Consider the following 14,492-nt stretch of genomic DNA (forward strand, 5'->3'; position numbering starts at 1 on the left):
ATTTATAGCGCTAAGTGGGTATGTATCGCTGCATGAAGGATGATGCGGAGGATGTCGGGGTTGCGCTTTTGCGGGTGCCCGTGGGGTTGCTGCTCATGGGGCACGGGGCGCAGAAGCTCTTCGGCTGGTTCGGTGGTGGCGGGCCTGATGAGACCGGCGAGATGATGACGGCGCTCGGGTACCCCCATGGCAAACTGATGGCGCTGGCGGCCGGGCTGGGGGAGTTCGGGTCGGGTGCCGGGATCGCGCTCGGCGCCGGCACTCCGCTGGCCTCCGCCGGGCTCATCTCCGTGATGACGAACGCCATCGTCTCCGTGCACCTGCCCAAGGGGTTGTGGGCGCAGAACGGAGGCTTCGAGTACCCGATGGTGCTGGGCATCGGGGCTGCGGCGCTGGCCGTGCACGGGCCGGGGAAATTCTCCGTGGACGCGCTGCTCGGGCTTCATCGCAGGGGGATCGGGTGGGGGCTGGCCGCCCTCGCGCTGGGGGTCGGGGCTGCGGCGGCCGTACTGTCGACTCGTGGCAGGGACACGCCCGGCGAGGATGAGTAAAGTGGGCGGGTGCTGATAGAGCGGGCAGTCGTGGCCGACGCCGGGGAGATCCTCACGCTGCAGCGTGCGGCCTACGTGACCGAGGCCCAGCTCTACGGTGACCCGTTCATCGCCCCGCTCGTGGAGTCCGCCGAGCAGGTGCGCAAGGCCGTCGAGAGTGCGACGGTCCTCAAGGCGGTCGACGGCGGCCGGATCGTCGGCGCCGTTCGCGGCCAGTTGTCCGGCACCACGTGCCTGGTCGGCCGGCTCGTCATCGCGCCCGACCGCCAGGGCGAGGGCCTCGGCACCGCCCTGCTGGCCGCCCTGCACGAGCAGGTGCCGCAGGCGACGGCTTTCGACCTGTTCACCGGGCACCTGTCCATGAGCCTGCGGCTATATCACAAGCTCGGCTACCGCGAGACGCACCGCGAGCGGATGGACGACCACCTGACGCTGGTGCATCTGCGCCGCCCGGTCTCGGTACCCTGATCACGTGCTGAAGGTGGGACTGACCGGCGGGATCGGCTCCGGTAAAAGCGAAGTGTCCAAGCGGCTGGCCGCCAAGGGCGCCGTGGTGATCGACGCCGACAAGATCGCCCGCGAGGTGGTCGAACCCGGCACCGTCGGCCTGGCCCGCGTCGTCGCCGCCTTCGGCCGGGAGATCCTCCGCCCGGACGGCACCCTGGACCGCGAGAAGCTCGGCGCCATCGTCTTCTCCGACGCCGACCAGCTCGCCACCCTCAACGCCATCGTCCACCCGCTGGTGGGCGAGCGCGTGGCCACCCTCCAGAACCAGGCCGCCGCCGACGCCATCGTCGTCTACGACGTGCCGTTGCTGGCCGAGAACAAACTCGCTCCCATGTACGACGTGGTCATCGTCGTGGACGCGGCCGACGACACGCGCATCCGCCGCCTGGCCGACCACCGAGACATGCCGGAGGCCGACGCGAAGGCCCGCATCGCCGCCCAGGCTTCCCGAGAGGCTCGCCTGGCCATCGCCGACCTGGTCGTGCCCAACGAGGGTTCGCTGGATGACCTGGCCGGGCGGGTGGAGGAGGCGTGGGAGGAACTGCGACGACGTGCGGGCCGTGGGTAGTCAGAGGCCGGACTGCTTGATGCGCCGGATGAGGTCGGCGTAGGAGGAAGCGGTGAGGACCAAAGGGGATTGGCTCAGGTCTTTGCTGTCCCGGATCGCGATCTGACCTGGGGCGTGCTGCGCCACTTCTACACAATTGCCGTCGGCGCTGCACGAAGTCGCTCGTTTCCACGCGACTCCCGAGGCGAAAGAATCCTGAGACATGACGGGCACCGTACTTGTTGCAGAGTTAGAAGTCAAAGGCGCGCTGATGGTATCTGATAATTTTGTGTGCTTCTTTGCCGGAAAGTGCAGAGTTGCGTAGTATGGCGAACTCTCTCTCCAGCGTAGCGGCACGCAGCTCGTCGAAGACGAACTGCTCGGAGGTGTTGCTGCCGATATAGGGCAGAGAACTGCCGGGCGTCTCGTCGTCACCGAGATTGAACAGTGTGAACGACTCGTCCAGTATTCCGTGAGCGCCTCCCAGGGGAAGAACGAAGAGCTCGACGTGACTCTGCAGGGATATATCCAATAGCTTCGCCAATTGTTGATGCATTATCCGCTTGCTGCCAAATCTCCGGATAAGAACGGACTCATCAAGGATGATGTAATAGGTTGCGGAAACGGGTGGACTGAGGATGGACTGCCGGCTCAGTCGAAGTGCTACTCGCTCCTCGACCTGGCTGGCGGTCAGTCCCACGTCAACCAGTCGCCAGTTCTCTATGAGGGTTTTCGCATACTCCTCGGTCTGCAGGATCCCCGGCACGAAACTGGTACACCACTGCCGGGTCGAGGTTGAGAGCGTCTCGATTTCGAGAAACGCGAGAAGGCTCTGACTCATCGGCTCTCGATGACGCCAGGAAGGTGGGGTTGGCGAACTGGCCGCGAGCTTGATCAGGCGGGTTCTGCGGCTCTCTGTCACTTCGAACAAGTCGAGAAACTTGTCGGTATCATCCTGGGAAATGCTGATCCGGGCGTTTTCTACCCTGCTGACCTTGGATGGGGACCAGCCGAGTTGCCGGGCGAGGTCGTCGCCGGTCATCCCCGATCGTTCGCGCAGGCGCTTCAACTCGAAAGCCAGGAGGCGTCGCTGTACGGTTGGGACGGATGTCCGATTCACGCGTTCTCCTCAAGGTTGAACTTTTCCCGGATTCCGCCGTGATCACTCCCTGCATTGAGCCATAGAAATAAAGCTGCATGCAAGCTTGCATGCAGCTTTAGCCGCTCTCATCCTAGAGTCAGGGAGGCGGCATGAATCGGAATATGCCACACAGCGCGACCGCGCAAGCAACTCCCACCCCGGCTGCAGCCAGCGTCGCCGTGCGCCGGGCTCTCGGCGGTTCCCCCACGAGGGGTCAACCTTCACGGGACGACCAGGGAGCGGCGCATGCGCTACCGAGACCACGCGCGACGGGCGCGGATGTGGTGACCCCGGACGGCACCTGGCGGCTGGCCTGGCGTGAGCTTCACCGCGGCTACCTCCACGACGTCTACCTCGCGCTGATCCGGCGGGAGATCCGGCCGAGGGCGCACTGGATCGGCGAGTACCTGCCGCGCTCGGCCACGATCGAGCTGGAGGAGCCGTGCCTGGCCGGGGACGTCTCGCTGGCGCTGGCGTGGGACGAGGAGAGCGGCTGGCGGTTCGGGCGCTTCGTGCAGGGGGACGCGCGCTGCCCCACGCTCCTGCGGGCGCAGCGCTACATCGGGGGCGACGTGCTGCCGGATCCGGCCGAGGTGGGAGATACCGCGGTGGCGCTGATCGGCGGGCTGCTCCAGCCGCAGTGGTGGTGGCGCAGGAAGGCGCGGCCGGGGTGGGGGTGGCCGTATCCGCCGGAGTACCGGTCCTATAGGGACGTGGGGGACGGGTTCGACGAGCGCTTGCGCTCGCACCTGCCACCGGACGATCCCTCGGTCATGGATGACGGTGGAGCCTGCGCAGGGTGAGGGCCAGTTGCAGGCGTAGCCGGCCCTCCGGATCGCGGACGGTCCAGCCGAGGAGGTGTTCGGCGTGGGCCAGGCGGTCCTGGAGGGTGGAGTGGTGGACGGGGAGCTGGGCCGCCGCGGCTCGCAGACTGATGGCGTACGCGATCGCGTGCAGCGTGGCGAGCATCCAGGGAGCGGCGGAGGCGGCGTGCTCCAGCGCGTGGACGTCCGGGACGGGATCGGCCCCCGCCGGGACCGCCGCCGCCAGTGCGGCCAGTCCGCCCAGGCTGTCGTAGACGACGACGCGCGGGCCGGGATCCTGGTCGGTGCCGTCGGCGGCCAGGCGCAGCGCCAGCAGGGCCAGCGGCCAGGAGGCGGGCAGATCGCGCACGGGTACGGCGGGGCCGACGCCGGTCCTGCGGCCGGGAAGCGCAGCGCCCGGATCGGTGTCGGCGGGCACGATCCTGGCGTCGCCGCCCGCGAAGGCCACCGCCCTGGCCTGGCCGGTCACCTCCATGCCGAGGGAGCGGGCGGCGCGCAGCCGGGCCTGCTCCGGGGCGGTGCCGTCCAGGACCAGTTCCACGAGCGCCGGGTCGTCGCGCGACGGCGCCCGCCCGCGGGTCCGGTCGAGGACGTCCCTGGCGGCCACGGCGGCGCGTTCGAGCACGACCGCGTGCACGGGCCCGGCCGGTCCCGGCATCTCCAGCCACAACCGGGCGGCGCCGCCGGGCGCGGCCCCGACCGGCCAGCCTGGATCCACCTCCTGCCAGCGGTCCGTGGCGGTGCCGCCGCGGCTGCCGTCGGCCAGCACCCGGACCCGGACGTGGCGTTCCTCGTCGACCAGGCGGGCCGGGCACCCGGCCAGTACGGCCGCGCCCCGGACGATCGCCTCCAGCCCGGCCCGCGCCTCCACCAGCCGGTCGAAGTACGCGATCACCTGAAGCGCCGCCCCCGCGTCGGGGTCGAGGGCGGACAGCCTGCCCGCGAGCTCCTTCACACAGCCATCATGTCTCAGCCGCCGAGCAGGCGCCGCAGCCAGCGCAGCCGCGCCTCCTTGGCGTCCTGCGAGAGCGCGGCCTGCGGGGCGAGGCCGTCGAAGCCGTGGAAGCCGCCCGGCCACACGTGCAGTTCGGCCCGGCCGCCGTCGCGCCAGACGCGCACGGCGTAGTCGACGTCCTCGTCGCGGAAGGTCTCGGCCGAGCCGACGTCGATGAACGTGGGCGGCAGGCCGGACAGGTCGGTGGCGCGGGCGGGCGCGGCGTAGGGGGACACGTCGGCGGTGCCCCGGGCGGGGCCGAGGAGGGCGGTCCAGCCGGTCTCGTTCGCGGTGCGGTCCCAGATGCCCAGCCCGGCCATCTGGTGGGAGGACGGGCTGTCGTTGCGGTCGTCGAGCATGGGGCAGACGAGCAGCTGGCCCAGGATCGCCGGCCCGCCGCGGTCGCGGGCGAGCAGCACGACGGCGGCGGCCAGCCCGCCACCCGCGCTCGCGCCGCCCACGATGACGCGGGCGGGGTCGATGCCCAGCTCGGCGGCGTTCTTGGCGGTCCATTCGAGGCCGGCGTAGCAGTCCTCGACCGGCGCCGGATGCGGGTGCTCGGGGGCCAGGCGGTACTCGACCGAGACGATCGCCACCCCGAGCTCCAGCGCGAGGTCGCCCAGGTCGGGCATGCCCAGGCGGCGGTCGCCGAACATCATGCCGCCGCCGTGGATGAAGTAGATGGCGGGGATCGCGCCGGCGGCGGCGGCGGGGCGGGCCACGAGCAGCGTGATGTCCGGAGCCCCCTCCGGACCCGGCGCGGTGTGGTCGGCGATGACGAGCGCGCCGTCCCGCGCGAGCTCCTCGTCGGAGGGCTGCGGCATGCTCGCGCGCGCCTCGCGCATGCCCTGGATCATGTCCGCGCTGATCGAGGAGGGAATGGCGGCGCCGAACATGTCGAGAGCCGCGGTGAGTTCCGGGTCGAACGGAGGTGGTGTGCTCATGGTGTTCATGGTGCGTTACGGCTCAGCCCGCCTGCGAGCGCCACGTGGAGGAGACAACCCGCCATCTGGCGGGTTCAGATGTCGGCCTCCAGTGGGATCTGCCGTACTCCCGGCAGATACACGTCCAGCTCTCCGAGCTCGAACCTCGACATCCCCACCACGTGCCAGAACTGGCCGCCGACCTGCCCCTCCAGCTTGTACCTGCCGTCGGGGGCCAGTGCCGCCCAGCCTTCCGGCAGGCCGAGCAGCGTCGCCTTGCGTTCGGCCCCTTCCCAGAGGATCACCACGCCGTCGTCGCCGGCGCTGGCCAGCAGGTCTTCGGCGGGGCTGAAGGCCACCGACCAGACGCGGCGGGCGTGGCCGTACAACGTGTGGAGGAGACGGCCGGAGGCCGTGTCCCAGACTCGGACGGCGGGATCGTCGCCGCCGGTGGCCAGCTGGGAGCCGTCGCGGGAGAAGGTGACGCTCCACAGCCGCCCGACGTTCTTGGTGAGCGTGTGGAGCAGGCGGGGCTGCCACGGCTGGCCGGGGCGCAGCTCCCAGACCATGGTCTTGCCGTCGTTGCTGGCGCTGGCCAGTTGCCTGCCGTTGGGGGAGAAGACGACGGAGTAGACGCGGTCGGCGTGGCCTTCGAGGGTGGCCACGCGCCCGCCGGACTCGACGTGCCAGATGCGCACCAGCCGGTCGTCGCAGCCGGTGGCGACGAAGCGGCCGTCGGGGCTGAAGGCGATCGAGCGGACCCGGCCGCGATGGTCGGCGAGGTTGCTGAGCAGGCGCGCGGTGGGCCGGTACCAGACGCGCACGCTGTCGTCGTCGTTGGCGGTGGCCAGCAGCGAGCCGTCGGGGCTGAACGCCTCGGCCCACACGTGGTCGGTCTCGGCGTTGAGCTCGCGCTCGTAGTCGCCGGTGGCGCCGTTCCAGAAGTGGACGCCGCCGTCGTTGCTGGAGGTGGCCAGGAGCGGGCCGGACGGGGCGAACGTGGCGGAGATGAGCCGGTCGGCGCTGCCGCTGAGCTCGCGCAGCCGTCGCCCGGTGCGCGGCTCCCAGATGCGGACGATGCCGTCGTTGCCGCTGGTGGCGAGCATGGAGCCGTCGGCGCTGAACCGGGCGGAGGAGATGCGCCTGCCGTGGCCGCGCAGCACCTGCTGGCAGCGGCCGGTCGCCGGCTCCCACAGCCGGACGGTGCCGTCGTTGCTGCTGGTGGCCAGTTGCTCGCCGTCGGGGCGGAAGGCGAAGGGCCACACCGAGCTGCGGTGGCCGCTCAGTTCGGTACGGCGGCCGCCCCCGACGTCCTGCAGCCGCACGGCACCGTTGGCGTCGCCGGTGGCCACGGTGTGCCCGTCGGGGGAGAAGGCCACCTGGTAGACGGCGGCCGCGTGGCTGGTGTGGACGCCGTGCGCGGCGCCGCTGGCCGGGTCCCACAGCCGTACGACGCCCGCGGTGTCGCCGCTGGCCAGCAGGTTGCCGCCGGGGGAGAAGGCCACGCAGTAGACGCTTCTGGCGTGCCCGGTCAGGGTGTGCTCCAGGGCCCAGGTGGTGGCGTTCCAGACGCGGACGGTGCCGGCCTCGTCGCCGCTGGCCAGCCACCGGCCGCCGGCCACGACCCGGTAGACGGCGCCGCGGTGCCCGTCGAGCGAGCCGGTCAGGTGGCCGGTGGCCACGTCCCACACCCGCACCACGCCCGCGGCGTCGCCGGTCACCAGCGCGCCGCCGACGAACGCGGCGGTGAACACGGGCGCCTGGTGGCCGGTCAGGTCGTGGACGAGGTCGCCGCTGGTGGTGTCCCACAGGTGGATGACGCCGTCCGCGTCGCCCGCGGCGACCAGCGCGCCGTCGGGGCTGAGCCGTAGTGGCCAGACTCCGTCGGGGTGGCCGACGCGGCGGTGGCGCAGCTCGCCGGTGAGCGCGTCCCACAGCAGCACCTGCCCGTCGCTGGCCCCGGTGGCCAGGACGTCCCCGGCGAAGGTGACGGCGTAGACGCGGCCGGTGTGCTCCTGCAGCGTGCGTACGGGCTGGCCGTCCACGCACAGCAGCACGCCGCCGTCCTGGTTGCCGATCGCCAGCGTGGAGCCGTCGGGGCTGTAGGCGACGGGTTCCGGAAGGCGCGTGGTCTGGAAGTGGAAGCCGTACGGCACGCCGATCCCCGCAGGCGCGAGATGCACCTCGACCGGATGCCCCGGCACGACGGCGGCGCCGTGCAGCTCGGACATCGGCGGCAGGGTGCCGGTCACGTTGATCAGCGAGGCGCGGTGCCAGCGGGTGCCCTCGGCGGCCACGTCGCTGAGGTCGGTCTTGGCCAGGCGGGCCCCGGACAGGTCGGCGCCGGACAGGTCGGCCCCGGTGAGCCGGGCGCCGTCGAGCTTGGCCCCGGCCAGCTTGGCCGAGTTGAGCCTGGCCCGCGACAGGTTCGTGCCGGCGAGGGTGGCGCCGGTCAGGTCGGCGCCGGTGAGGTCGACTCCGGTCAGGTCACGGCCGGACAGGTCCTCGCCGCGCAGGTCCGCGCCGCGCAGGTCGGCCTGGGCGGGTGTGCGCAGCCGCGTGCTGATCTTGATGGCGTTGGCGGTGGCCACGTCGTCGGCCGGCGGGTCGGCCAGCCAGGCCCGCAGCGCCTGGGAGTCGGCCAGGTCGCACAGGAACTCCACGGTCAGCGCCGACAGCGGGCGCCGCGACAGCGCCTCCCAGCGCCCGGCGGCGATGTGCCGGGCGATCAGCCACTCCATGACCGAGGCGTGGATGAAGCCGAACATGCCCTCGTCGGTGCGTACCATCAGGCTGCCGGTGCCCACGGCGTGCGCGGTCTGCGGGCCGGTGAGCTGCCCGTCGGCCAGGTCGGTGAGCGTCTCGGCGAGCTCGGTCAGCTCGGCCAGGCCCAGGAAGGCCTCGCCGGTGTCCCACAGCCGCAACGCCAGCGCGGTGACGGCCCGCCACAGCTCGTCCACGCTGAGCGTCCCGGCCGAGCCGGGGATGCTGGTGCGCTGCTCCTCGAAGCGCAGCCACGAGCTGAGGATCTCCTCGTACAGCAGCGCCGGGCTGATCGTGTGGCGGGTCGTGGCCACGGTACGCAGCCGGTCGGCGTCCAGATCGGCGATGAAGCTGAGCATGCGCGGGTTCTGCGCGAGGTCCAGCAGGTCCTTGATGCCCTCCATGAGCGACATGCGGGCCACGGCCTCGTCGCCGTCGGTGAACCGGTTCTCCAGGTACGTGCGGATCTGGGCGTGCGTGAAGTCCTCCACGGCGAAGACCCGCCGCTGCGGCAGCACCCCGACGCGCTCGCCGAGCGTGGTCAGCACCTGGCTCTGCGACTTGAAGTGTTGTGTACGGCTGGCCACCACGATCTTCGCCTTGTCCACGGCCGCGGCCAGCAACGTGGACAGGTGGTCGGCCGCCCGGTCGTAGGTCAGCCGGGTCACCAGCTCGTCGAACCCGTCGAACAGCAGCACGATGCGCCCCTGCGCGAGGAGGTAGCGGAACGCCTTGAGGTCGATGACCTCCTCGCGGTGGTTGGCCAGGTGCGCGGCGACGAGCGCGTCGACCGAGTGCGCCTTGTCCAGGGCCCGCAGCTCGATGAAGATCGGCGTCAGGTGGGGCAGCTCGGCCGGGATGCGCCGGGCCAGCTCGCGCAGGGCGAACGTCTTGCCGTGCCCGAACTCGCCGAGCAGCAGCAGGAAACGGCCGTGGTCGGCGGAGAGCTGGCGCATCATCTCGTCGGTCAGCCCCTGCTCGACCTTGCCGGGGCGGTCGAGCGCCCGGTAGCGCTGCGGGACGTACAGGTCGGGCGGGTAGCGGCGGTCGCCGACGAGCCTGGCGGTCTGCTCGGCGACGTAGCCGGACAGGTCGAGCAGACCCTGGAACTCGGTGAAGCTGCGCAGGCGTACACCCCGGCGCATGAGGTCTTCACGCAGGGAACGTTCCGGCGGCGCGCCCTGGTAGACGAGCTCGCCCTGCAGGCCGGTGGCGTGCGCCTGGCGGACGAAGCGCTCGGCGTCCTCGGTGGCCGGCGTGCCGACGTGCGCGCCGACCATGGACAGCCGCACGAACCCGTCCTCGGGGTAGGTGACCACCAGATGGTCGGGGAAGCGGCGGATCCTGGCCCGCTCGTGCCTGGCCTCGCAGACCTCGGTGAGCCGGTCGAGCAGCAGGTCGACCGGCCGCGGCGCGGGCGGAGCGGGCTCCGGCTCGGAGTCGGGGACCGGCCCCGGCACGGAGGGGGCGTTCTGGTCGGCGCGGAAGGTCTCCTGGGCCGAGCGCCAGGCGCGCTTTTCGCGTTCGGGCTGGTCGGGGCCGTCTGGCGCCCAGACGCGCAGGCCCTCGCGGGTGAGCTCCAGCACGCGGTGGCGGCCAGGCCGCAGCTCGGGGCCGTCCAGCAGGAGGTTGATCCGGTGGGCGAGCAGGCGCTCGTAGGTGACGGCGTCGCTGAGGTCCCGCGCCGGATGGCCGATCGCGCCGAGCCGCAGCCAGCCGCGCTCCTCGTAGGGGCGCAGCCGTTCGGCGAACCAGGCCGCCTGGCCCTCGCCGAGCAGCGCGTACGCGTCGCGCTCCAGGTGGCTCATCGCCATCGTGGAGTTGAACCCGGCGATGACGACCTTGAGATCGGGGATCTCGAACATCGACCACGGCTGCCCGCCGTCGAAGACCCGGTCGTCCAGCCCCTGGAAGACCTCGGCGAACAGCCCCGCGAAGTGCCGCCACTTCGGCCAGTACGGCGGCTGCGGGCTGACGTCGTCGGCCTCGCAGGTCAGGAAGTACGCGCTCGCGGCGGCCTTGGTGACATCGCGCGGCCCCGGCACGATGGCCAGCCGGTGCGGTTCGAGCCCGATGAGGTGGCGCAGGTCGGTGAGGAAGCGGGTGGCCTGGCCGAACTGGCCGAGGCTGCCGGACTCGGTGAGGTTGCCGCTGACCACCATCAGGTCGGGACGCGGCATGCCCCTGTCGTACATGCCGGTCAGGTCGGCCCAGATCCTCGCCTGCATGTCCTCGGGCGTGAACGGCTCGCCCGGGTCGGGCAGCGCCCGGCCGAAGCGCGGCCCGCCGACGTGCAGCACGCCCACCGACTCGCGCGAGCGGGCCGACTCCGCCTGGGGCGGGAAGCCGGGCGCCGTCACCGGCGTGCGCCTGGCGCGTGAGCGCTCGCCGGGTTCCGGCAGCGTGGGCGCCGGGGCGGGCTCGCCGGTGCCGTCGGGGAAGGCGGGGGCCAGCTCCGGCTTGGCGCGGCCGGCCAGCGACTCGCGTACCCGGCCGAGCAACAGGGCCCTGGCCAGGCCGGGATCGGTGACGCCCAGCAGGTCCACCCACGTGATCGTGGACAGCAGCCCTTCGAGCTGGACGTCCTCCAGCCGGATGGTGACGAGCTTGTTGGACGGGTTGTCCGGGTCGGCCCGCAGCGCGGCCTGCCACTCCAGGCGGCCGTAGCGCGAGGTGAGGTAGTTGCGCGAGAGCACCGCCACGACCAGCTGCGCCTCGCTGACGCCGCGGTCCATGAAGTCGATGAAGTTCGTGCCCGGCACGAAGTCCCAGTCCTGGATCATCGTCCGGTATCCGGCCGCCTCCAGTTGCCAGGCGATCCATGTGGCCCACGCCGTGTCGGCGGGGGAGTAGCTGACGAAGATGTCCGTGGGCCTTCCGTCACGCGCCATCTGGCCAGTATCCCGCGTGGGATCGGTGTTTTGGAGGTGGTGTGCGATCATCGTCGGGTGTGGAGGCGACTGTCCGTGCTCGACTGGGTCAGGATCGGGCTGCTCGCGCTGGGACTGGCCTTCGTGGCCACGGGCTGGCTGCCGCTGACCGTCGCGGTCGAGAAGTTCGACGAGATCGCGCCTCTGCTGCTGTTTCTCGTCGGCGTGATCGTCCTGGCCGAGCTGACGAAGGAGGCTCAGGTCTTCGACGCGATCGCGGCGAGGATGGCGGTGCTCGGCCGCGGCAGCTATCTCGCACTTTTCTTCTTGTGTACGGCTTTCGCCTCCTTCGTCACGATATTTCTGAACCTGGACACCACGGCGGTCCTTCTCACCCCGGTCATGCTCGCCCTGGCCGCCCGCGCGGGGATCGCCGCGCTGCCCCTGGCCATGACCACGATCTGGCTGGCCAACACCGCGAGCCTCCTGCTGCCGGTCTCCAACCTGACGAACCTGCTGGGCATGAACGCCCTGCAGATGTCCAACCGGGAGTTCGCCACCCGCATGTGGGCGCCGCAGGTCGCCGCGATCGCGGTGACGATGGTGTTTTTGTGGCTGTTCTTCTGGCGCAGAGGCCGCCGCGGCGAGGTCCGCTACACCCCGCCCAGCCTGGAGCCGATCGCCGACACCGTCCTGTTCTGGGCGGCTTCGGCGGCCTGTGTGCTGTTCATTGGCGCGCTCCTGCTCGACCAGCCGGTCCACGTGGCCGCGACGGTGGCCGCGCTGATCGTCGTGGTCGCCTTCTTCGTGCGCGACCGCAAGCGGCTGACCTGGAGCCTGATCCCCTGGCAGCTGCTCATCTTCGTCACCGGCCTGTTCCTGGTCGTCCCGGCGCTCAGCCTGCACGGCCTGGCCGACGTCATGAGCTGGATGATCGGCGGCGGCGACAACCCCTACCGCACCGCGGCCGTGGGCGCCGGACTGTCCAACGCCATCAACAACCTGCCCGCCTACCAGGCGCTGGAGGAGGTCGCCGGCCGCGACCAGCTGCTGGCCGTGCTGATCGGCACCAACGTCGGCCCGGTCATCACGCCGTGGGCGTCGCTGGCGACCCTGCTGTGGTTCGAGTCGTGCCGCCGCCACGGCGTGAAGGTGCCGATGCGCCGCTTCCTGCTCACCGGCGCGGTCCTGGCCGTCACCGCCCTCGTCGCCGCGGTCTGGGCGCTGGGCGCGGTATGAGCTGTTCGCATGATCGCCACCTGCCCGTAATGGGATAGTTTCCTACCTTTGACACGCTCTCCGCCATGTCTCACGCACCCTCTCGCCGCGGCTTCCTCGCCCTCGGCGCCGGCATCGCGGCCGGCTCGCTGCTGCCCCCCTCCGTGCACCGGGCCCTGGCCATGCCCGTCCCGCAGGGCGGCCTGTCGGCCATCAAGCACGTGGTCTTCCTCATGCAGGAGAACCGCTCGTTCGACCACTACTTCGGCAGCATGCGCGGGGTGCGCGGCTTCGCCGACCGCAACGCGGTCACGCTCAAGAACGGCAAGCCCGTCTACGAGCAGCCGAACGGGACGGGAAGCGTGCTGCCCTTCCCGGTACGCGAGGCGGCCGACCTGGTCGGCAAGGACCTGCAGTGGATCAGCGCCCTGGCCCACGGCTGGAACGACGGCCAGCGTGCCGCGGCCAAGGGCTGGCACGACGGCTGGATCCCGGCCAAGAGCCCGGCCACGATGACGTTCTACCGCCGCGCGGACATCCCCCTGCAGTACGAGCTGGCCGACACCTTCACCATCTGCGACAACTACCACTGCTCGGTGCTCTCCTCGACCAGCCCGAACCGCAACTACCACGTCTCGGGCCACACCGGCTACGAGCCCGGCACCACCAGGCGGGCCATCGACAACGCCGCCTACAGCGAGGACACCCACCAGGGCTACGACTGGGCCAACGCGGGCGAGATCCTCCAGGCGGCGGGCCGCAGCTGGAAGGTCTACCACGAGTGGGACAACTACCAGGACAACAACCTCGAGTTCTTCGCCCGCTTCCGCCAGGTCGCCCGCAAGGCGCTGCAGGGCGACTTCAAGAGCATGGACGCCTTCTACGGCCAGGTGAGCGGCGCCGCCGAGCCCAGGCGCCGGCAGCTCCTGGCCCGCCTGGACGAAGGCGTGGCCAAGCTCGACCCGCAGGAGCGCGAATTGTTCGAGCGCGGCCTGCGCCGCGTGCCGGCCAAGCAGCTGGCCGCCTCCTTCCGCGCCGACGTCGAGGCCGGAACCCTGCCCGAGGTCAGCTACATCGTGCCGTCGGCCGCCGACTCCGAGCACCCGAGCGCCTCCTCGCCCCTGCAGAGCGCCCGCATCACCTACGACATCCTCGACGCCATCGCCTCCCACCCCGAGACCTGGCAGTCGACCGCGCTGTTCATCACCTACGACGAGAACGACGGCTTCTTCGACCACGTCCCGCCGCCGCTCCCGCCCGTCGAGCAGACCTCCGACTGGTACGACGGCAAGCCCATCGGCCTCGGCATCCGCGTCCCGATGACGGTCGTCTCGCCCTGGACCGCCGGCGGCCACGTGGCCTCGCAGATCTTCGACCACAGCTCGACCTGCCGCTTCCTGGAGACCTGGCTGGGCGTGCGCTTCCCCGACATCACGCCCTGGCGCCGCACGGTCGCCGGCGACCTCACCTCCGCCTTCGACTTCTCCGGTACGGCCCAGCCGCCAGCCCCCGCCACCCCGGCGCCGGTCCCGGCCTTCAGCGGCCGGTGGAGGCCGGCGCCGCCGGCCAGCCAGTCGATGCCGGAGCAGGAGCCGGGGACCAAGCCGGCGCGGGCGCTGCCGTACCAGCCGAACGCCTGGGCGCGGGCGCTCGGGAAGGAGCTGGAGGTGACGCTCGCCAACACCGGCGCGGCGAGCATGCACATGACGCTTTATCCCTACAAAGGGGAGTTCGACCTGCCGCAGCACTTCGACGTGCTGGGCGTGAGCACGCGGCGGGTGGCGGTGGGCGATGCCTACCACCTGGCGGTGACCGGGCCGAACGGGTTCCGGCGCGAGTTCGCCGGCACGCTGTCGGGGGCGGCGGGCCGGGTGGAGGCGCGGGCGGTGATCGACATCGACCCCCGGCGGCTGCGCGTCGAGATCACCAACCTGGGCGACTCCCGGGTGAAGCTGCGGGTCCGGGCGCTGGCCTACGGCGGGAAGGAGCAGGCGGTGCCGCTGCGGGCCGGGCAGTACCGGCAGGTGGTGTGGCCGCTGGAGGGCTCGCACGGCTGGTACGACCTGGAGATCACCTGTGAGGAGGACCCGTCCTACCGGCGCCGCCTGATGGGCCACGTCGAGAACGGCCGCCCCAGCGTCACCGGCTGACCCG

Annotated in this window: 11 protein-coding genes; 6 read left to right on the top strand and 5 right to left on the bottom strand. The window is 71.3% G+C overall.

Features of this window, described 5'->3' with window-relative positions; translation table 11 throughout:
- Nucleotides 1–32 precede the first annotated feature (32 nt).
- From HNR40_RS13400 to coaE, 3 genes are read left to right on the top strand one after another with little or no spacing between them, the layout of a single operon-like run.
- On the top strand, nt 33–551 hold the full coding sequence (locus tag HNR40_RS13400) for a DoxX family protein (protein ID WP_184960904.1): 519 nt from the start codon (nt 33–35) through the stop codon (nt 549–551).
- Nucleotides 552–563: 12 nt separating this feature from the next.
- Nucleotides 564–1,019: a GNAT family N-acetyltransferase gene (locus HNR40_RS13405; RefSeq protein ID WP_184961666.1), complete on the top strand. Its 456-nt coding sequence runs from the start codon at nt 564–566 to the stop codon at nt 1,017–1,019.
- Nucleotides 1,020–1,023: 4 nt separating this feature from the next.
- Nucleotides 1,024–1,626: a dephospho-CoA kinase gene (coaE, locus tag HNR40_RS13410; protein WP_184960906.1), complete on the top strand. Its 603-nt coding sequence runs from the start codon at nt 1,024–1,026 to the stop codon at nt 1,624–1,626.
- Here coaE and HNR40_RS57835 read toward each other — a convergent pair whose 3' ends face one another.
- Nucleotides 1,627–1,830 (bottom strand): DUF397 domain-containing protein, encoded by a 204-nt coding sequence (locus tag HNR40_RS57835; RefSeq protein WP_184960908.1) that lies wholly within the window; start codon nt 1,828–1,830, stop codon nt 1,627–1,629. It abuts the gene before it with no gap.
- A gap of 25 nt (nt 1,831–1,855) precedes the next feature.
- A complete protein-coding gene (locus HNR40_RS13420; RefSeq protein ID WP_312896327.1) occupies nt 1,856–2,725 on the bottom strand; it encodes a helix-turn-helix domain-containing protein in 870 nt (289 codons plus the stop codon).
- Between the two features lie 302 nt (nt 2,726–3,027).
- On the opposite strand from HNR40_RS13420, the gene HNR40_RS13425 reads away from it, so the two are divergent.
- The gene (locus HNR40_RS13425) at nt 3,028–3,549 is read left to right on the top strand and encodes a DUF6292 family protein (protein ID WP_184960911.1); all 522 of its coding nucleotides are present in this window, start codon (nt 3,028–3,030) and stop codon (nt 3,547–3,549) included.
- Here the strand turns inward: HNR40_RS13425 and HNR40_RS13430 are convergent.
- The 3 genes from HNR40_RS13430 to HNR40_RS13440 form a co-directional block, all read right to left on the bottom strand.
- Nucleotides 3,518–4,525 carry a helix-turn-helix domain-containing protein gene (locus tag HNR40_RS13430; protein WP_184960912.1) on the bottom strand — a complete coding sequence of 336 codons (1,008 nt, stop codon included), beginning with the start codon at nt 4,523–4,525 and terminating at the stop codon, nt 3,518–3,520. The genes HNR40_RS13425 and HNR40_RS13430 overlap by 32 nt on opposite strands.
- Before the next feature lie 14 nt (nt 4,526–4,539).
- Entirely contained in the window at nt 4,540–5,508 is a 969-nt protein-coding gene (locus HNR40_RS13435; RefSeq protein WP_184960914.1) for an alpha/beta hydrolase, read from the bottom strand.
- A gap of 74 nt (nt 5,509–5,582) precedes the next feature.
- Nucleotides 5,583–11,141 carry a WD40 domain-containing protein gene (locus tag HNR40_RS13440; protein ID WP_184960916.1) on the bottom strand — a complete coding sequence of 1,853 codons (5,559 nt, stop codon included), beginning with the start codon at nt 11,139–11,141 and terminating at the stop codon, nt 5,583–5,585.
- A 57-nt stretch (nt 11,142–11,198) separates the two neighbouring features.
- Between HNR40_RS13440 and HNR40_RS13445 the strand changes: the two genes are divergently transcribed.
- Entirely contained in the window at nt 11,199–12,359 is a 1,161-nt protein-coding gene (locus HNR40_RS13445) for an ArsB/NhaD family transporter (RefSeq protein ID WP_184960918.1), read from the top strand.
- Between the two features lie 65 nt (nt 12,360–12,424).
- A complete protein-coding gene (locus HNR40_RS13450) occupies nt 12,425–14,488 on the top strand; it encodes a phosphocholine-specific phospholipase C (RefSeq protein WP_184960920.1) in 2,064 nt (687 codons plus the stop codon).
- Nucleotides 14,489–14,492: the final 4 nt, after the last annotated feature.

The organism is Nonomuraea endophytica, from assembly GCF_014203235.1.
GTDB lineage: Bacteria > Actinomycetota > Actinomycetes > Streptosporangiales > Streptosporangiaceae > Nonomuraea > Nonomuraea endophytica.

Coding starts and splice junctions, on each gene's coding strand:
- HNR40_RS13435 (WP_184960914.1), bottom strand. CDS start 5,508: ATGAGCACACCACCTCCGTTCGACCCGGAACTCACCGCGGCTCTCGAC.
- HNR40_RS57835 (WP_184960908.1), bottom strand. CDS start 1,830: ATGTCTCAGGATTCTTTCGCCTCGGGAGTCGCGTGGAAACGAGCGACT.
- HNR40_RS13440 (WP_184960916.1), bottom strand. CDS start 11,141: ATGGCGCGTGACGGAAGGCCCACGGACATCTTCGTCAGCTACTCCCCC.
- HNR40_RS13400 (WP_184960904.1), top strand. CDS start 33: ATGAAGGATGATGCGGAGGATGTCGGGGTTGCGCTTTTGCGGGTGCCC.
- HNR40_RS13450 (WP_184960920.1), top strand. CDS start 12,425: ATGTCTCACGCACCCTCTCGCCGCGGCTTCCTCGCCCTCGGCGCCGGC.